Origin of the sequence: Agarivorans sp. QJM3NY_25, assembly GCF_050870875.2 — a bacterium.
In the GTDB taxonomy this organism is placed as follows: Bacteria; Pseudomonadota; Gammaproteobacteria; order Enterobacterales; family Celerinatantimonadaceae; genus Agarivorans.
Genome location: NZ_CP194041.2, coordinates 2,353,841 through 2,373,890, shown reverse-complemented (window position 1 = coordinate 2,373,890; position 20,050 = coordinate 2,353,841). Strand labels below are relative to the sequence as shown.

The window sequence follows — 20,050 nt, the reverse complement described above, 5'->3', positions numbered from 1 at the left end:
GGAAGTAAACTCACGTTTCAAACATTTGTTTAAATAATTCAAGATGCCTGTTTATCGGGTCTATGTTAACGTTTATCCATCGTTGACTTTAATAAGTGGGTCCCAGTGTTTAAATTTATAAAAAACCTCTTCAGTCTATTCTGGAAAAGCTTAAATTTTATTCGTTCACTGATCGTTAATTTGTTACTTATCGGCATGATAATTATCGTTGTCGTAGCGATAAATCAAGTGAGCGAGCCGCCAAGCACTGAGCCTGAAGCTTCGGCGCTACGCATCAATTTAGATGGTCAAATTGTAGAACAACGGCAACGACTTAACCCAATGACGGAACTAAGTAATGAGTTAGTGGGTAATCCTCAGGAAAAAGAAATCGATCTACAACGCTTGGTTGACACCATCGATGCCGCCGCAACAGATAACAATATTACCGGTATTATTCTATCACTGGACCAACTTCCACCGACCAGTCAAACCAAACTCGCTATCATTGGCCAAGCTCTGGAACGATTTAAAAGCAGCAACAAACCAATCCTGAGTTACGCTGACTATTATGATCAACACCAGTATTACTTAGCCAGCTTTGCCGACGAATTGCTACTCAACCCTAAAGGCGCAGTATTGATGCGCGGTATTAACTCTCGTCGTTTATTTTATAAAGATGTTATCGACAAGCTTGATGTGAGTACTCATGTATTTCGGGTTGGCACTCACAAATCATTTGTTGAACCCTACATACGCAACGATATGTCACCAGAAGCGAAACAAGATTTAGCCCATTGGATGGATCAGCTGTGGCAAGGCTATTTAATTACCGTTGCTCAAAATCGTAAACTTGATGCCCAGCAGCTAGTCCCTGAACCAAAGCGACTGATACAGCGTTTAACCACGGTTGAAGGCGATTCAGCCCTCTATGCAGAACGCTTTGGTTTAGTTGATCAACTGGTTACACGAGATCAAGCAAAACAATATTTTGTTGAACAATTTGGTGAAGCCGATAACAAGCTAGGTTATCACTACCTCAGCTACCAAGATTACGCCCAATCAAGAACTTTAAGTCATAGCGAGGCAAACGATAACAAAATCGCCCTGTTAGTCGCCCAAGGGCCGATCGTTTCGGGCGAAGGTGAAGAGAAGGTAATTGCCGCTGATACAGTGTTAAGACAACTCGACCAAGCCCTGCAAGATGACCAAGTCAAAGCGTTGGTGATGCGGGTTGACAGCCCTGGAGGAAGTGCCTTTGCCTCTGAGCTGATCCGCAATAAACTCCAGCAATTCCAAACCAAAGGGATCCCTGTCGTGGTTTCTATGGGCAGTGTTGCTGCTAGCGGCGGATATTGGATTTCTGCCAGTGCCGACCAAATTTTTGCCAGCCCAACCACCATTACGGGCTCGATTGGTATCTTCGGGATGTTTGCCACAATCGAAAACGCGCTAGCAAAACTTGGGGTCCATAGTGATGGCTACGCCACCACCACGCTTGCAGAACTAAGTCCTTTTCAAGCCCTTCCGGAGGAGTTAAAACAGCTTATTCAATTAAATATTGAACATGGATATCATGACTTCTTAAACTTAGTTTCAGAGGGACGCGGCATCGAAATAGCAAAATTAGATAAACTGGCTCAAGGACGGATCTGGACTGGCAAAGACGCTTTGGCAAATGGTTTAATCGACCAACTTGGTGATCTGAATGATGCTATCGCCTATGCGGCAAATATGAGTGAGCTACAAGACTATCAAATCGACCGCTTAACCGTTCCGCTAAATCCGAGAGAGCAATTCATTGCCCAATTGTTTGACTCCCAAATTAGTCGCTCACTAGAAGCTTTGATTCCCCATTGGCGCTTATTAAAGGCTCTCTCTGAACAAGCACCCGCCCTCGAAATGTTTAACGATCCACTCGGACAATACAGTTACTGCGCTATTTGTGAACAGCTATAAACTACAGCATTAACGCTACGCAGTGATTGCTTTAACAAAGCATCAGACTATAATTTCAAAAAATTTTTGAATTATAGTCTGATGAACCGAAAATCTATTTATATCGCCTATACAGGCGGTACCATTGGTATGCAACGCAGCGAACAAGGCTACATTCCTCAAGCGGGTTTTATGAGCGATTGCTTAGAAGCCATGCCTGAATTTAAGCGTGAAGAAATGCCCCTGTTTACCGTACATGAATTCTCACCCTTAATCGATTCTGCGGACATGGATCCTCACCACTGGCAATTCATCGCCGATGACATCCAAGCCAATTATGAAAAATACGACGGATTTGTAGTACTACATGGCACCGACACCATGGCATATACTGCATCAGCGCTGTCTTTTATGTTGGAAAACCTTAGCAAACCAGTGATAGTCACCGGCTCTCAAATCCCTTTAAGTGAGCTGCGTTCTGACGGACAAACAAACTTATTAAATGCCTTGTATCTAGCCGCGTACTATCCGGTTCATGAAGTATGTCTATTTTTTAACAACAAACTATTAAGGGGTAACCGCAGTACTAAAGCCCATGCAGACGGCTTCGATGCGTTTATGTCACCAAACTTCCCCCCGCTACTGAAAGCCGGTATAGATATTGAAGTTATTGCCGGAGAAATAAAGCCCACTGGCATTAGTGCACTACAGGTTAGCCCCATCGTCCCACAACCAATTGGGGTCGTCAGTTTATATCCAGGGATCTCTGCAGAAGTATTAGCTAATTTATTACAACAGCCAGTTAAGGCCCTGATTCTATTGAGTTACGGCGTGGGGAATGCCCCCCAGCATCCAGCGATGCTCGAACAACTAGAGCAGGCCAGCGAGCGAGGGATCATTGTTTTAAATTTAAGCCAATGCTTAACCGGAAAAGTTAATATGGGGGGCTATGCAACCGGTAATGCCTTGGCTAAAGCTGGGGTCATCAGCGGTGGGGATATGACCACCGAAGCGGCTTTAGCTAAGTTGCATTACTTACTAAGCAAAAACCTACCAAGTATGCGAATCCGCGAATTACTTTGCCAAGACATTCGCGGCGAGATTTCAGTCTGAATATCAAGATTGAGTAAGTTGTACAATCACTTGCTCATCTTTATATTGTCGTTTCAGTTCCTGTTTGGACTTCATCACTAATTCGCCGTCAGTACCAACCGTAAAGTGTTGTGGTTGATGGTTATGCTTGGCTTGATACAAAATAACCAACTGTTGAGTATGGTCTCGCTGCTCAGCATTCAGTTTTTTACCATCTGGCCAACGCCCGGTTTCAACAGCATTCAGCATGTTTTGGTAAATTTCGGGGCTCATTGCAGCCAACAATTTCTCTACATCCATTTATCACTCCTATAATCTAATAAGAACATTAACAAACCAGTAACCAACTGCCAAGCAATAAGCAAGCGAACAATAGAAAATTCAAGTAACGCTGAAGACAACATAAAATAAAAATATGCTAACCTTAGCTGCATCGCAATATACTAAAAATAATACAGGAATAAGACTTGTCTACCATGAAACTAACTGGACGTTTTTTATGTTTACTCTTACCGTTAGCACTCAGTGCTTGCGATCTCCGCTTTAATATTTTCAATTTTGGTAGCCTATCGGCCAAAAAGGTCTGTAACAACAATCCGGAATTATGCGAAGACCTAAACCAAGATGGCTGGTGTAAAAAAGAACGTTCAGCCGTCATACTCAGCCGTTATAATGAATCCAAAGAACCTAATGACCCGCACAAATACCAACTCATCAAAGATTATAAAGACTATAATGCTTGTATAGAATTGGCAGCGAGTATCGAACCAAGATACGACAAATCACGTAAGACAAAACGAGTGGTTGGCATGTTAACGTCGATAGAAGAATTGGCCCGCCTAGAAGCCGAAACTACAAATTCAGATTACCCGTTTTTACTCATGTACCACTGGAAGCAGCTCCGCGATAAGCAAGCTAAACAACGTTTCTTGGCTTTAGAAGGTAGTGATGCTTTAAAATCACCTGAATTACAGTGGACACTTGCGATGTATTACAATGGCAAGAACGCGAAAAAAACCATCACTATTTTAGAAAATACCTTCAAGCTATTTCCTGAAGATGAAACCATACCAGCTAAATATGCCGAAGCGATTGTTTCTCAATACATGGTATTAAAAGACTACAACAATGCCTATATTTGGGCTCAAATTGCTTCCCAGTTTGATGATCATATTCAACAGGATTATTCAGGTCTCAATTACCAACTAAACCTGACGGAACAACAACAAGAAAAATTGGAAGAACAAGCCGAGACCATTGCTGAACAAATAATAAATAGACAATATCGTTTGTAAACTTCTCCGTCTATTTGGCCTTAAAGTCGAGCGCTACCGAATTAATACAATAGCGCTCGCCAGTTTCCGTTGGACCATCGTTAAATACATGGCCCAAATGAGCATCACAAGCTTGGCAACGCACTTCTACCCGTTCCATATTATGGCTTTTGTCACTTATAAACTTAATTGCTTGATGGTCAGAAACACGATCAAAACTCGGCCAGCCACAACCAGAATCAAATTTTGCATCAGATTGAAATAACACCTGTTGACAACAAACACAAGCATAACTGCCCTGTTCTTTGTTATGTAATAACTTGCCACTAAACGGACGTTCGGTCGCCCCTTTTCTTGTGACTTGGAAAGTTAATTGATCAAGTAGCTGTTGCCACTCCTGCTCTTCTTTAAACAAAACACGATGACTCATGAAGGAATTTGTTCTAATAGTAACATGGAGTTGGCACTTAACTTAAGGCTGTCAGGGGCAATAAGTTTCTTCGAATAAATAGAATTATCAGTAGCTGTGTCCATTTGTTGCACCCAAATAAAACTACTTTCTACATTCGGAATGGTGAAATCAATGGGGTGATCACAGGCATTAATGATCCAAAACCAACGTTCTTTCGGGTCTCGAACAGAACGTAATTCCACTGCAACCGACCATGCGTGGGCATCATGCCAGTCTTCTTGGCGCATGTGTAAACCATCATGTCGATACCAGCGAACACTATGGTGCCTATAATGGGATTTCTCGTAACTATCATTTTCCAATTGCAAATGATTAAATAACGGACAACGCTTACGTAATTTAATCAGCTTCTGCGTAAAATCCAAAAACTGTTGCTGCGTACTATCCAAGGTCCAATCAAACCAACTAATCTTATTATTTTGACAATAAGCATTATTATTTCCTTGCTGGGTGCGGCCCAATTCATCCCCACCAAGAAAATGAGGAACGCCTTGAGAAAGCATCAGGGTCGCCAATAAATTTCGTTTCTGTTTACGACGTAATGCCAAGACTTTCTTATTTTCAGTTACGCCTTCAACACCGTTATTTGCTGAAATATTATGCCCATGTCCATCCCGATTCTCTTCGCCATTCGCATAATTGTGACGTTGCTCGTAGCTCACTAAATCTTCTAAAGTAAAACCGTCGTGGTAACAAATATAATTAACACTGCTATGGATACTTCTTCGGCTAGCAAGAAACATATCTCTGGAGCCCATCATTCGAGTAACCATCTGGCCGAGCAAACCGTGCTCTCCTTTCCAAAATGCTCGACAAGTATCACGAAATCGATCGTTACATTCCATCCAACGCTCAGGGAAGCGACCTAATTGATATCCATCTTGACCAATATCCCAAGGCTCAGCGATTAACTTAGCTTGAGACAAAATGGGGTCTTGTGCGATCGCTTTGAAGAATGCAGCATGACTACTAAAATGATTATTTTCTCGGCCCAGGCTAACCGCTAAGTCGAACCGGAAGCCATCGACTTGCATAACATCTACCCAATAACGCAAGCTATCAAGCACTAAGCGCAGTCCAATGGGGTGATCTAAACTCACGCTATTCCCACAACCAGTATTATTCGTATACTGACTATAATTAGGGCTGTCACCAATCTGCTCAAATAAATAATACCTTTTGTTATCAAGTCCGCGATAACACAACGTTGGTCCATCCGCACCCGATTCTGCTGTGTGGTTAAACACCACATCCAAAATCACTTCTAAACCATGGCGATGAAATTCACGGACCATGGTTTTAAATTCAACTAAGGCATCATTTGCTGCATAACGCGGCTCCGCGGCCATAAATAAAATCGGGTTATATCCCCAGTAGTTACTCAAACCTAAAGCTTTCAAGCGAGGCTCAGACATAAATGCTGCGATAGGCAGTAATTGAATACTGGTAATGCCCAAGTTTTTAAAATGCTCAATGCTTGGGGCACTCACCAACCCCAAATAACGCCCCTGTAATTCTGGATCTACGTCCGGTTTTAATTGACTAAAGCCTCGAACGTGGGTCTCATATAAAATAGTTTCATGGCGTGGGATATTGGGTTTACCGACACCTTGCCAATCAAAGTCGTCGTCAACAACAATACACTTCGGAATCATTGTCACATCATCCTCTTGATAGGCCTTTGCATCCCAAATCAAAGACCGAGAAATCGCTTTAGCATAGGGGTCTAGAATTAACTTGCGGGGATCGTACCAACAACCGTGTTCAGGTTGATAAGTTCCGAATACTCGATATCCGTAATACTGACCCGCTTTAATTCCTGCGATGTGACCAAACCTTATCCCTCCCTGCTTACTCGGTAATACAATCCGTGATATCTCGTTTTCATCCGAGTCAAATAGGCACAATTCAACGTGTTTGGCATCACCCACGTTAATTGAAAAATTACAGCCATTTTGGTCAAGGCTTGCCCCAAGGGGAAAACTACAGCCAGGTGAGACTTGCTCTGCACTCAGCCGAATGGGTAGTGCTTGAAGTTGACTTTTTATAGACATGCGAACCTTACTTCCCCCCTCGTGTTACAAGGGGGCTTGTCAAAAACTAATCTATTTTGATTAAATACAATGTTGCCAACGGAGGCAAGTTTAATATGATGGAATTTTCTCGACCATGGCCAGTAATCGCCTCACTTTGGAACTCTATGCCTGCATCATAATTCCCTCCCCAATACAGCTCTGAGTCGGTATTAAGGATAATCCGATAGCGACCTTGCTCTGGCACACCCAGACGATAACCATCTCGAGGGACTGGTGTAAAATTACACACAACAAACAAGCTTTCTTGAAAACTTAACGCATTACGCTGAAATGCTAGAATGCTGTTTTCCCAGTCATCTAAATCTATCCAAGTAAATCCTTGGGTATCATAGTCACCTTCATACATAGCAGCATGACTGCGATAGACGGTATTCAGTTGTTTAACCAGTGCTTGTTGACCTTGATGTTTAGGGTATTTCAAGACGTTCCATTCTAGACTCGTGTCATGATTCCATTCACTTGACTGCGCAAATTCGGTCCCCATGAAATTGAGTTTTTTGCCAGGGTGGGCAAACATAAACGCAGTATACGCGCGTAAATTTGCCGCTTGCTGCCACTCATCACCTGGCATTTTACCAATCAATGAGCCCTTACCATGAACAACTTCATCATGAGAAATCGGTAATACGAAGTTTTCATCGTAGTTGTACACCATCGCAAAGGTAATTTCACTGTGGTGATATTTTCTAAAGGCAGGGTCTTTTTGCATATAGGTCAGGGAGTCATGCATCCAACCCATATTCCACTTAAACCCAAAACCAAGGCCACCGGTAAAGGTTGGACGAGAAACGCCAGCAAAAGCAGTTGACTCCTCAGCAATCGTCATCGCATGTGGATACTGGCGGTATACCTCTTCGTTAAACCATTTTAGAAGACTGATTGCTTCATAGTTATGATTACCACCGTCAACATTTGGTACCCACTCACCTTCTTCCCGTGAATAATCCCAATATAACATCGATGCCACAGCATCAACGCGTAAACCATCGACATGAAATTTATCCAACCAAATTAAGGCACTCGCCACTAAAAATTGACGAACGGTATCGCGTCCAAAGTCATAAATGTAAGAGTTCCAATCATTATGCCAACCACGACGGGGATCTTCATACTCATATAAAGCCGTACCATCAAATTTAGCTAATCCATGGGAATCACTCGGAAAATGTGCAGGTACCCAATCAACAATCACACCGATACCATGCTGATGACATTGATCAATCAAATATTTTAAATCATCTGGATTACCGAAACGACTCGTGGGTGCAAACAAGCCAATTGGCTGGTATCCCCAAGATCCATCGAAAGGGAACTCAGAGATTGGTAATATCTCAATGTGGGTGTAACCCATCTCCTTAATGTAATTAACGAGTTCGACAGCCAATTCACGATAACTAAGATACTGATTTTCTTGCCCTTCAACTTTTCGTTTCCAAGATCCCAAATGCACTTCATAGATGCTCATTGGCTGGGTAAGTTTGTCATTCAGCTGTGATTCAATCCAAGCTTGGTCGTTCCATTGATATTGGCTATGATCCCACACCACCGAAGCAAAAGACGGATATTGCTCCGCGTAAAAACCGACAGGATCAGTTTTATGCGGCAAGCTGTTCCCGTGTAGATCTTTAAGTTCATATTTATATTTAGTTCCTGCCGCCAAACCCGGAACAAATAATACCCAGTGACCATCTAAAGAACGCTGCATCGGCATGCGACGCCCATCCCATTGATTGAAATCACCAATCAAGCTCACACTAAAGGCGCTTGGTGCATATACCGCAAAACGCACCCCATTCACTGATACGCCGTCTACCACTAAACTTTTGACTTGGGCCCCAAGTACCTGATAAATATTTTCAGGCGCATGGGACATAGTTGCTAATCCCTCATAGGCCTCTTCTGTGAACTGATAGGGATCGATAACTGCGAGAGTGTGTTTGCCATAATCAACTTCGAGGCAGTAGTTGAAACGTTGCTCAGTGTCGAACTTCAACTCAAACAACCCCTGCTTAGCGAGTTGTTGCATTGAACCTAAGATTTCTCCCGATAAAGATTTAACCGTAATCGCTGTAGCATCTGGTTGCCAAGCTCTTAAAACCAGCCCTGTTTTATTTTTATCTTGATTTAAACCAAGCACACTAAATGGCTCTTTTAAGCGAACATTAGACAACTGTTGAACTAACCGAGAAACCTGAGAAGACAAAGATCGTTTCATTATTTACTCACCTTAAGATCCTGAGAATATGACAATTTACTAAGTTAAGCTTAGGTTAGCGCAAGTCACCTTGCTTTTCTGCATAAATGACCACTAAAGTGAGATCGAAAGCATTTTCATAAGCAAAAAAAAAAGCGCTCCAAAGAGCGCTTGATGATATATAACACAAAACTTAACTGGCTTTAAGGCGAGCGTCAGTGAGTTGCTGCATTAAATGTTGTACATCATCATTACCAAACAAGTCCGCTAAATTCCAAGTTAATTTCCGGCGCCAGTTGGGATATTCGCTAGATGTACCTGGAACATTCACCGGTTTATCCATTTCCATCCAGTCTTCCAATTGAACTGAAAGTAAATTACAACTTCCTTTCGCCATATGAACTTGAATACCGTAATTCAATCCACGGTCCATTCCGACCCAATTCACATCACGAGAAATATAATCAGGAATACTGTGATGCCCATGCAGTGAATCAAGTAACTTCTGTTTGTTGTCATGACGGCTTTGATAAAGACTTTGTAACACTGCTTCATCGGGGTAAATCCCCAATTCACGACCTAATGCCAAATCATCACAATGCCAGAAACCGCGTAAAGTCGGCATATCATGAGTGGTCACCGCGGCCATTGCTTGGCTTGGATAATGAGACGGCGAAATATAGCCGCCATCAGCAGCTTGTTCAAAGAAGAAAATTCGGTAAGAGTGAACCCCATTTTCTTGTAAGATTTCAAAAATTCCATCAGGAACGGTGCCCAAATCTTCACCAATGATCAAACATTGATTACGGTGACTTTCTAAGGCAAGAATACCTAACAGATCTTGGATCGGATAATAAATATATGCACCCTTATCGGCAGAATCTTCTACAGGCACCAACCAAAGTCGCAATAAAGCCATTGCATGATCGATACGTAAAGATCCACAGGAGCGCATATTAGAACGGAATAGGTCAATCATGGGTTGATAAGCTTGTGCTTCGAGCACTGCTGGATCCATAGGGGGAAGACCCCATTTTTGCCCCAAAGGTCCAAGGATATCGGGTGGCGCGCCAACACTAGCATCTAAGCTATATAGATCACCGTTTGCCCAAATTTCAACACTTCCCTCACTCACACCAACGGCTAAATCGCGGTAAAGTCCCATCACCATTCCCGAAGCCTTCGCCACAGCATCAACTTCGGCAAGTTGCTCATCAGCTAACCATTGCAGCCATAGATAAAAATCCACTGCATATTGATTTTCGCTCACCCACTGAGCGACACCTGGCAAGTGATACTCTTTATATTCATCTGGCCAAGCCTGCCAACCCCAGGCATTACCGATATTATTATACAAATGTTCCTGCAAGGCGTCATAGGTGGCTTGAGCGGCTAAACTTTCGCCACCTTCCTTAATGAAAGACCGAAATGCATTTGCCCTTTTACTACGACCTTTTTGAATGGTTTGAAATTGTTTAAAAACCAATCTCAAAGCTTCAAGTTTCGCTTCGGTAACACCAGTGTAATCAACCCATTCACTTTTACGAAGTTGCTGTAAACGATTCTGGAAAACCGAACTCTCGACCAAAGCCACTGCCTCTGAGTTTGCAAACTCAGCAATCGCCTCTACATCGATATAAACGATGTTTAGCCAGCGACGAGAAGAGGGACTATAGGGGCTTGCAGCCTCAGGGTTGGCTGGATAAAGAGAATGGATAGGATTTAATCCAACAAAGTCACCACCACTAGCTGCGATGTTTTTCACTAACAATTTGAGATCAGAAAAATCACCAATACCCCAGTTTGTTTCACTACGTAAACAATATAACTGGACGCTTGGCCCCCATATTTTTTTCCCTGAAGCAATTTCTGGTTGAATATAAGCCGCTTGGGGCGCAACGATATAACGAGTTTCAGCAAGAACTTTGCGCCCTCCTTGCAACGACAAACTCAAATGGTGATATCCAATCGGAAGCTCAATCGTTAAAAGAACGATGTAAGTCTGATACTCAACATCGTGAATCGCATGCGCTTCAACTAGTTCACCATCCACGGGGACAACTTGGCCTTTAAACGCCTCACCTTGTTCCGTTTCTAGTTTCCAACTAAAGGTTTTGTTAGCCAACTCAATTGGAACTCTAATCTCTAGAGGGTATTGCTGTGCTACTCGCACGACTTTAACGGTAGGCATAAGCTGCTGCCAGTAATTTAATACATCCTCTTCATACCTTTGCGCTAATTGCTCTGCATCATCTACAGGGTAACCCAGTGCTTTTAATAATTTTACTTTGCTTTCAGGCACGACCTGAGTCGGATTCCCCCAAGCGTCAACGTAGTTGGTTTCTATGCCGCGAAGCTTTACCAACTGTTCAATGATTTGATCTGACATAACATTTCCCAAGTTATTGCTTTGTATCTAACTAATTATTATTTTTTTGCGTCTGTATTGTACTCATCCTAAAGCTCGATTTATCGATCTAGCACAACATTCGCTTTATTTATTTTATCTGAGATTAGGCTATTTAGGTTGTTTTTTTTAACGACTCACCCAATACTTCCTATTTGGAAAGTAGGCTTGGTCATTTTTAAATCATTAATTGATATCGCGCAAATTAATTGTCGATTCGACTTGAAGAAATTTCAGAATGTTGTAAGTTTACAACCAAATTATACATCTTCTAACAACTAGGAACATTAGGTATCACTATGACAATTAAAGTTGGTATTAACGGTTTTGGCCGTATTGGACGTTTCGTATTCCGTGCTTCTGTTGAGCGCAGCAACCTTGAAGTTGTAGGCATCAACGATTTAATCGACGTTGATTACATGGCTTACATGCTAAAATACGATTCAACTCACGGCCGTTTCAACGGTAGCGTAGAAGTCGTTGACGGTAACCTAGTCGTAAACGGTAATGTTGTTCGTGTAACTGCAGAGCGTAACCCTGAAGATCTTAAATGGGACGCAATTGGTGTTGATGTAGTTGCTGAAGCAACTGGTATCTTCCTAACTGACGAAACTGCTCGTAAACACATCACCGCTGGTGCGAAAAAAGTAGTTTTAACTGGTCCTTCTAAAGACGCAACGCCTATGTTCGTAATGGGCGTAAACCAAGAGTCTTACGCTGGCCAAGACATCGTTTCTAACGCTTCTTGTACAACCAACTGTTTAGCACCGATTGCTAAAGTATTAAACGACAAGTGGGGCATCGAATCTGGTCTTATGACCACTGTTCACGCAACCACTGCAACTCAGAAAACTGTAGACGGTCCTTCAGCGAAAGACTGGCGTGGTGGCCGTGGTGCTTCTCAAAACATCATCCCTTCTTCAACTGGTGCAGCGAAAGCAGTAGGTGTTGTTCTTCCTGAGTTAAACGGCAAATTAACTGGTATGGCTTTCCGCGTACCAACTGCTAACGTTTCTGTTGTTGACTTAACAGTTAACCTTAAAGAAGCAGCAAGCTACGAAGAAATTTGTGCAGCAATGAAAGCCGCTTCTGAAGGCGAAATGGCTGGCGTACTTGGTTACACTGAAGATGCAGTTGTTTCTCAAGACTTCATTGGTGAGACTCAGACTTCAGTATTTGACGCAACGGCTGGTGTTGCCCTAACTGACAAATTCGTTAAAGTTGTATCTTGGTACGATAACGAAATCGGTTACTCAAACAAAGTTCTTGATTTAATTACTCACATTTCAAAATAAGAACTGTAACTAAATTTTCAAAGGCGACCCTTCGGGTCGCTTTTTTTTTGGGGAGAACAAATAATGATTCTTGAACGATTGAACTTACAGGTTGTAAAACAAATCGATAATGCCGTCTTCGAAGTCATGAACACCGCTGGGATGTTATTTTATTGGGTTGACCATCCTAAGGTGAAAGCGCTCATTTCCCAGCAAGGAGCACAATTACTTAGTTTTCGTCCAAATCTTGGACAAGAAAAACTCTGGCTCAGTCCAATCACTAAGTTCGAGCCTGGTAGCGCTATTCGTGGTGGCGTGCCCATTTGCTGGCCTAGTTTTGGCGATTCAAATCCAAGTCTGCCGGGGCACGGATATGCAAGGATCAATGACTGGCACCTGGAAGAAATAGACACCACTGAACAACAATGTAAACTAATATTCCGTTTGAATAGCCGTTTAGATCCCCTTATCGACTTGAAGTGTGAGTATGTTCTGAATCAACAAGCCAGTATTCAATTAACAACGACCAATAACAGCGAGCAAATATTTAGTTTTAATGGCGCGCTACACAGCTATTTTTGCGCAGATGTGGCTAAACTACAGATTACTGGTTTGGGCGATCATTATTTTGATTCAGTCACTCGCCAAAATGTTACGGTCACAGAACCATTCTCTTTAGCACCCCGAACCGACCGAATTTATTTACAGCCAGAAGCAACGACTCGACTCGACTCATCTTACGGTTTGGTCAACATTCATCACCGCGGTCATAATTCGGTCGTGGTCTGGAATCCAGGCACTGAACTGGCAAGCAATATGGTCGACATCCAACAGTACTCAACACAGTTTATCTGTATCGAAACAGCCCTCACCCAAACAACCATCGACTTAGAGCCAAAACAATCCCACAGCCTAGAGCAACAAATTGTATAACGAGCCAGACAAAAAAAGCCTCCGGACAAGCCGGAGGCAAACAACATTATCTTCCTCTCAATCAACTTAGCTTAAGGTTGAGGTTTCCAACCAGATCCATCGTTATAGCTAGCAAATACTTTATCACGAGTTAAATAAGGTGCCGCTTCTTCAGCACTCAGCACAATACCACTTTCGCGTTTTGTTACATCAAGTGCATTACCTGTCAGATCCTGACTTGCGTACTCTCTCCAGCCAGATGTTGCTGATGCTGGTTTCGGCGCAGGTTGACCGTTCACATCTTTACCTGCCCACCCAATATCTGCGATATGTGGACCTACTTGGCTGTTAATCAAGACTACATTATCGTAGGCATTCGATTTACCGCTACTCCGTGCAAAATAGGTTGAACCATCTTTCACAGTATTACCAACAGGGCCTACGCCACTGGTAAATTTACTATTAATAAATACAAATCCAGGATCGCCTTCATTTGCCGTACGAGCCTGTAATACGTAACCACCCGAGGTTTCGACCTCAACGCCAGATTTTGAATCCCCTAAAGTACGGATTTCGCTATTTTCAAACACAGAAGCGACACTGTAACCCCAAATAAAATCGACATTACCAGCCACCAGCGTATTGTAGAACCAAGTGTATCCCTTCAATAACAATGTGTCTTGCTCACTAATAAAGTTAGCGTTTTTCGCGATTAAACGGTATGGACTATTGAAGTAAATGGTTTCAGCTTGGTTAGAGTATGCACTTGAGCGTACATGGGTATTCTTCAGAGTAAGATCTTCCAGCACGAGATTATCCACGGTTTCGACCAAGAATACCGCACGTCCACCTTCGGCTGAAGAAGTGCCTGCAGAGCTCTTACCACCACCGCCGTTTAAGGTGTCATAGTTATCGTATTGAATGAAAGTCTTGTCTTTACCAGCACCTTTGATAGTGACATTATTCACGCTGCGGAGGAACAATAGCCCTTCATAGGTCCCTTCTTGAACGGTAACTGTTTTGGCTGCATTCTTATCGACGTTCTTCATTAAGTAAGTTAACGCCCCTTGAACAGAGGCAAACTGACCAGTAGGACCGACTGTGACATCTGCACCAGTTGCAGGAGCACTCTTTGTTGTGAACTTCCAATTACTATTCGCGCCGAGGCCGACAAAGTTATTTCCGTTCAATTTAGAGCCTTTAACCAGCCCTTCGCCAATTACCACATAATAGCTTGTGCCGTAATCGAGTACGCCGTCGTGCAATGCGATCTTTAAAGTCTTACCATCGTCACCCACACTTAAAGGATTAAAGTTAACCACTCGGCGTTTATCCTGTCCCTCGTAACCAAGAACATTCAGCTCATTCATTGCTTTAATCGTGTCGACGGGATCAGTGGTTGTACCGTTTTTATAAATACGGATTTCGCCAATCTCACCTAAAGTTATATCATCATCAAAAGTGATAGAAAGTTGGCCATCAATAAATTGCTCCGTGCTATCGATTGCTGGCATCAATTTACCACTCAAATCACCATAATCAGCTGTTGGCATTACAAATGCGCGATTAACGGTCACTGCAATAGACTTGGTTAAATCAGCATCCGAACCTGAGATAAAGGTAATCACCGCAGTACCTTCGGCCATAGGCTCAATGGTCACCTGACCATTGACTTCGTTTACCAGCACAACATCTTCGTCACTAGACGAAACCTCATAAGTATCTTCGGTAGTTCCATCGCTTTGTACAGCTGTAACATTAACCACCAACGGGTCTCCCCCTGCAACGGCGTTCTCCCAAGCTGTCGACATATAATCTAAAGTCAATTGTACTGGTTTGATTGTTGGGTCACCTACCTTAATATAATCGATTTCAAAGGCGCGGTTATTCGTAAAGAGACCAAACTTACCAGTAGACTGATACTTATCACTATCGGTTGTACCGATAAACTCACCGTCCAAATATACGCTAAGATGATTGTCGATCATTTCAAATCGAGTCACATACCAAGTACCGTCTTCAAAGGTTTCACTGTCAGTATTTCTAGTTCCTAAGGCAATCGGTCTTTTAGACTGTACTGGCCGGCTAATCGATCCGTCGGTACTTATAACCGCTTCAACTTGAGTACTCGAAGGAGAGTTTTGCACATTCAAGCCACCGCCAAACCAGTTGCCTTCGCTGTCGTAACGGCCCATTAAGAAAATTTGTTTATTGGCTGTGGTACCATTTTGACGAGGACGAATTTTCGCTTCCACAAAATAGTTACCTGATGGAACATCAGCCATTGCAGCATCACTAGCAAGTAGGATCTCCCCCCCCTTACCACCTGCGTTATAACGTAAATAGCCTTTGTTCGCTGGGATATCAAATGTACCGGCTGCGGTACCATCATTTGCTCCCTCAACCGCCAATACTTTCCAATTAGTTGCCATGTTATCCGTTGAGAAGCCGTCACAAAAATATAAATTATCCATATCTTTACAATTATCAACAGCAGGCTCAACCACGATACGGCTGGCGCTATCGTCGTCACTACCACAACCGGCAAGGCCGATAGATGCAGCTAAAACAGAGAGTACAAATCTTTTGTTCATTAATATTTCCTTATCGATGAGTTGCATTTAGCAATACAAATACAATATATGGAAGCACCTTAAAAAAATATTTACTCAGACAACTATGTGATCCACGATTTAATTTAAAACGATTTTTTGTATATTTTTTGAATCTGATCAAATATTTTTAGAACAACGTTTCAATAAGAAACTATTTTGACAAAATAGACAATTATGGTTATTTTTATTTGTGGTAATAAAACAACACTTTAAATTTAGTACAACTATGACAACTAAACCGAAAAACTGAAGCTATTCCAAATTCGCTCTTAGAACAGGTATTTACCGAGTAAATAATTTCTAATTTTGTACTGACAGCAGAGTGCTAGCAACAAATACCTATCATACTCAAAACTCGATTAGATGAACTTATCCGACGTAAGTATTGCGAAAAACGGAATTTTTAGCTCATCAAACACTTATGGTTCATCTTAACTTTTCGATGATTACAGAAAACTGCGCGATTAAATGATTCCAAGATACAAAGTGAAGGACTTACATAGATCATATAAGAGTGGATTAAAACTAGCGCTTATCTGGAAGTGAATTGGACGACAGGCCTTATACCAACAGCCATAAATGAAATTTAAATAGAATAAAAACTTAAAGGATAAAACTAAGCTTGTCATTCATAAATACCAGCGATAACGCAATCCTAAACCAGAAAGAACCGCCTGCTATATACATAACCATATAAAAACAAACCAACGTTTTAAAAAAAAGAAACTTGTTTTATAAAAAACAAACCCGCGCATGAATCTAGAATAAAATTAGACCGATAATCACATGCAAAAATCTATCGGCGGAGCAATAAAAATAATTAACCACGAAGCCAAAAATCTCTAAATATAAATTTTAGTTGTTTGTTATGCCATCAAGAAATAAGTTAACAGATGTTACTAAAAAATAGAATATCAGCAGAGGGGAATAAAGGGATGCCTTGGAGTAGTTTGATTTATATTTTAAGAGCAAGAGATTTACGGGTTTAGTATTTTTTCAATAAAAACACTAAACCCGTAGCGTTCCATGGTTCCGTATGTTTTATGAAAATCAAGCTTCAAAACCTATCAGTATCTTCACTGACAAACATCGATTAAACGCCTAAAATTTAGAAATAGAACCTATTCCTTCCGATACTCTGCGGTGACTCACAGACACTAATTGTTCCATGTTAATTTATCACAATTTGTACAAATGCCAGATTTCGCGGGTTTTATCAGCCACTAGCCCTGTTGATAGTCCTTAGGTTCAGCTCGGATATTTGGCATCGGATTATGCCGATAGATAACACTGTCTCTCCGCCCATGATGTTTAATATAATCGAAATGAGCAACTTGGGCATGATGCTGCCCTCTTTGAGTATCATCAGTAATCGGAACAAAGGGGTTTCTCGAAGGATGTATCAATTTGTCGCCTATATATTCATGCAATCGACCGTTTACATTTTCCATGTGGTAATCGGCATGTTTACGAGCAGGTTCCCGGCCAACATTATGAGGACTGTGAAATGGAGTAATGTGCCCAAAAGTACCGCTACTGCTACGATAATAGCGAGTTTTATGCGCATCATCGGTACCAGTGGTTCCAATAAGATTAAATGGTCGGTAAAGGCGATCCGCTTGTTTATCAGCAGTGGTTGCACCGAGATGATTTTGTTCTGCTTGGTCAATAGCAGCTTTTCTAGCCGTGGAAAAACTCTTATTTGGGGCAAATAACGCTTTAAACTGCCCCCATCCTCCGAGTGATTTTCCCATACTGGCATCTACTTCTTTTTTATAGCGGGCGTATCTTTCTTTATAACTTGGCATTGCAGTTCTCCTACTTCGTTATTTAGAAATTCAAATCCATTTTTCCGTACTTTAATCGTGGGATAAATTGTCCGTTGGATGTTGGCGTGATCCCTTGATGCTGCTTGGCCAAATCAATCCGCAAGGAATTCTCCGTTGGTAGTCCATTGCTTCCTCCAGTTCCATCGGCGGCACCTACGGTCACACGCTCCTCTTTTATTACCCCTGGCGAAACATGATAGTTATCATGTTTACAGCTTTGTAGGGTTCCAGTTGCGGAATGAGTAGCATGAATAAGTTCATGTCCCAAACTGATAACTGAAGAACTTGGAGCTGCATGCGACCGTGGTTCGAGAACTGAACGGTCAGTCTGATGGGGCACTAAGGAATCTGAACCTACACCGTTGGTTTTCGCATCTAATCTATCCAACGCTTTTTGTGAGCCTCCGTGTTTGGGCTTATCGCCTCGATCTTGAATTTTCACTTTATAGCCCGAACCATGAATCGTATCGAAAACCTTCTGTCCTGACTCCATGGCTAACAGTAAGTTTAAATCTCGCTTTGCTCTTAAAGTGAAATCTAGCAATGCGCTGCCTGTTTGATAGACAGCATGCGCACCATCACGGATGATCGAGACCGAAGGAATATGTGCGACGCTAATTTCGGTCACTGGTTTAAGCTGCGATTTAGCATCACGTCGCTTCTGGATTACGGGAGGCTGCAGACTAGATGATGTTGGCTGAGCAGCGATATGACGTAGATGCTGTCGTACATGACGGTGTAAGTCGCTATCGGACTTACCCGCTTGGCCAACGACAACTTGCCTTTTTTTCGCTTTGTCATTCATACTGATGCCTCTTATTTTATCTAAACTACATAGGCTAATCACTACTCACTTCCAGCCCCATCAACTCAAATATGTTTAATTGACCACCTTTTTGTAAAAATAGTTGCTGATATAAGTCTGGCGCGCTCATCTCTCCCCAGTTACAGGCCGTATATACCAAATAAGGAACGGGACTATGCGGGTCATCTTCCATTAAAAATTCTGCCGCACGCCGCAACATCACAAACGCATCCGCTCGATCACGCAGCTCACTATGGTGGCCTCCGCCACCGCCAGCCGACGAGGGCGGCGTATCACTTGCGCTTCCTCCCTCATCATGCCCATCTGATTCACTAGCATTAGCCAAAGAAATGCCCCGGCGAAATAATTCATTACAGACCATTTCATTGACGTTACTTAGCAACTTACGTAAGTCACTTAAGCTGGGACTATCACTATCACAGGTTTCATCGAGCCACAGCTGAAATTCATCTACCGCCACAATGCCATCATCCAATGCCTGATGAAGATCTAGCAGCGTAACTGGTGCCGTGGCAGCTATACGTTGTTTAAATAACTTAGGATTGGGGCCATCCCAAGCGCTAGATAGCTTGTTTTGGTTGTGTAATTGTTGATAACGCAGCGCATTTTCCCAATCATCCCAACTGTACTCATTTCCATCTAAGGGGGTATCGGTAATTTTGATTAAACGGAGTTGTAAAGTGAGCTTTTCATTAACCCAATTAATCGGGTTGGTACGATACTCTAAATCGCCGTCTACCATTTGAGGGTGCATGGTGTCCCAGTATTGCTTACACAATTGCAAAATTAGCACCAATGCGGGAGCAACACCGGAAAATCCATACAAGTGAATATTCGATTCAAGCAGCCAAACACCTAATTGCAGATCCTTGCACTTTTCACTTAATGCTTCCAAGGCTATTTTTCTAACTTCTTGCCAATCAGCGACTTTCAGTTCGTGGCTCCAAACTCCCATAGGAAGGCTTGGATCGTCAGACTTGCGGGCATTCTTAATGTTAAAATAGACACCGTTATGACGAACTGAATCCCCTACTTGGTTATCGCCCACTGGCGCTATTAGCGTCTCTAACGGTATGCCAAAGTGTTGTTGAATATAGTCATCAACTGACTGTCCAGAGGCAGGTAATCGCATTCAGATTTCC

The 20,050-nt window shown here is 42.3% G+C and carries 14 protein-coding genes; 5 read left to right on the top strand and 9 right to left on the bottom strand.

Going from position 1 to position 20,050, the window contains the following annotated elements:
* Positions 1-105 precede the first annotated feature (105 nt).
* Entirely contained in the window at positions 106-1,938 is a 1,833-nt protein-coding gene (gene sppA, locus ACRRSW_RS10930; RefSeq protein WP_432453194.1) for a signal peptide peptidase SppA, read from the top strand.
* Positions 1,939-2,019: 81 nt separating this feature from the next.
* Positions 2,020-3,030: an asparaginase gene (gene ansA / locus ACRRSW_RS10925; protein ID WP_432453195.1), complete on the top strand. Its 1,011-nt coding sequence runs from the start codon at positions 2,020-2,022 to the stop codon at positions 3,028-3,030.
* Between the two features lie 3 nt (positions 3,031-3,033).
* On the opposite strand, the gene ACRRSW_RS10920 is transcribed toward ansA, so the two are convergent.
* On the bottom strand, positions 3,034-3,309 hold the full coding sequence (locus ACRRSW_RS10920) for a YeaC family protein (protein ID WP_432453196.1): 276 nt from the start codon (positions 3,307-3,309) through the stop codon (positions 3,034-3,036).
* A 176-nt stretch (positions 3,310-3,485) separates the two neighbouring features.
* On the opposite strand from ACRRSW_RS10920, the gene ACRRSW_RS10915 reads away from it, so the two are divergent.
* On the top strand, positions 3,486-4,304 hold the full coding sequence (locus ACRRSW_RS10915; RefSeq protein ID WP_432456182.1) for a DUF2989 domain-containing protein: 819 nt from the start codon (positions 3,486-3,488) through the stop codon (positions 4,302-4,304).
* A 10-nt stretch (positions 4,305-4,314) separates the two neighbouring features.
* Here ACRRSW_RS10915 and msrB read toward each other — a convergent pair whose 3' ends face one another.
* From msrB to malQ, 4 genes are all read right to left on the bottom strand, one after another.
* Complete coding sequence (gene msrB, locus ACRRSW_RS10910) at positions 4,315-4,713, bottom strand: peptide-methionine (R)-S-oxide reductase MsrB (RefSeq protein ID WP_432453197.1); 399 nt, start codon at positions 4,711-4,713, stop codon at positions 4,315-4,317.
* Positions 4,710-6,809, bottom strand: a complete 2,100-nt coding sequence (gene glgX / locus ACRRSW_RS10905; protein WP_432459346.1) for a glycogen debranching protein GlgX — start codon at positions 6,807-6,809, stop codon at positions 4,710-4,712. The genes msrB and glgX overlap by 4 nt, the downstream gene beginning before the upstream one ends.
* A 46-nt stretch (positions 6,810-6,855) precedes the next feature.
* On the bottom strand, positions 6,856-9,066 hold the full coding sequence (glgB, locus tag ACRRSW_RS10900) for a 1,4-alpha-glucan branching protein GlgB (RefSeq protein WP_432459345.1): 2,211 nt from the start codon (positions 9,064-9,066) through the stop codon (positions 6,856-6,858).
* A gap of 172 nt (positions 9,067-9,238) precedes the next feature.
* Entirely contained in the window at positions 9,239-11,434 is a 2,196-nt protein-coding gene (malQ, locus tag ACRRSW_RS10895; protein ID WP_432459344.1) for a 4-alpha-glucanotransferase, read from the bottom strand.
* A gap of 317 nt (positions 11,435-11,751) precedes the next feature.
* On the opposite strand from malQ, the gene gap reads away from it, so the two are divergent.
* Both gap and ACRRSW_RS10885 read left to right on the top strand, forming a co-directional pair.
* On the top strand, positions 11,752-12,747 hold the full coding sequence (gene gap / locus ACRRSW_RS10890; protein ID WP_432453201.1) for a type I glyceraldehyde-3-phosphate dehydrogenase: 996 nt from the start codon (positions 11,752-11,754) through the stop codon (positions 12,745-12,747).
* Between the two features lie 63 nt (positions 12,748-12,810).
* On the top strand, positions 12,811-13,659 hold the full coding sequence (locus tag ACRRSW_RS10885) for a D-hexose-6-phosphate mutarotase (protein WP_432453202.1): 849 nt from the start codon (positions 12,811-12,813) through the stop codon (positions 13,657-13,659).
* A 71-nt stretch (positions 13,660-13,730) separates the two neighbouring features.
* Here the strand turns inward: ACRRSW_RS10885 and ACRRSW_RS10880 are convergent, their stop codons facing one another.
* From ACRRSW_RS10880 to tssA, 4 genes are all read right to left on the bottom strand, one after another.
* Positions 13,731-16,232 (bottom strand): pectinesterase family protein, encoded by a 2,502-nt coding sequence (locus tag ACRRSW_RS10880; RefSeq protein WP_432453203.1) that lies wholly within the window; start codon positions 16,230-16,232, stop codon positions 13,731-13,733.
* Positions 16,233-17,476: 1,244 nt separating this feature from the next.
* Positions 17,477-18,061, bottom strand: coding sequence for a hypothetical protein (locus ACRRSW_RS10875; protein ID WP_432453204.1), 585 nt, complete (start codon positions 18,059-18,061; stop codon positions 17,477-17,479).
* A 22-nt stretch (positions 18,062-18,083) separates the two neighbouring features.
* Complete coding sequence (locus tag ACRRSW_RS10870) at positions 18,084-18,887, bottom strand: M91 family zinc metallopeptidase (RefSeq protein ID WP_432453205.1); 804 nt, start codon at positions 18,885-18,887, stop codon at positions 18,084-18,086.
* Between the two features lie 34 nt (positions 18,888-18,921).
* A complete protein-coding gene (gene tssA / locus ACRRSW_RS10865) occupies positions 18,922-20,040 on the bottom strand; it encodes a type VI secretion system protein TssA (RefSeq protein ID WP_432453206.1) in 1,119 nt (372 codons plus the stop codon).
* Between the last annotated feature and the right edge of the window lie 10 nt (positions 20,041-20,050).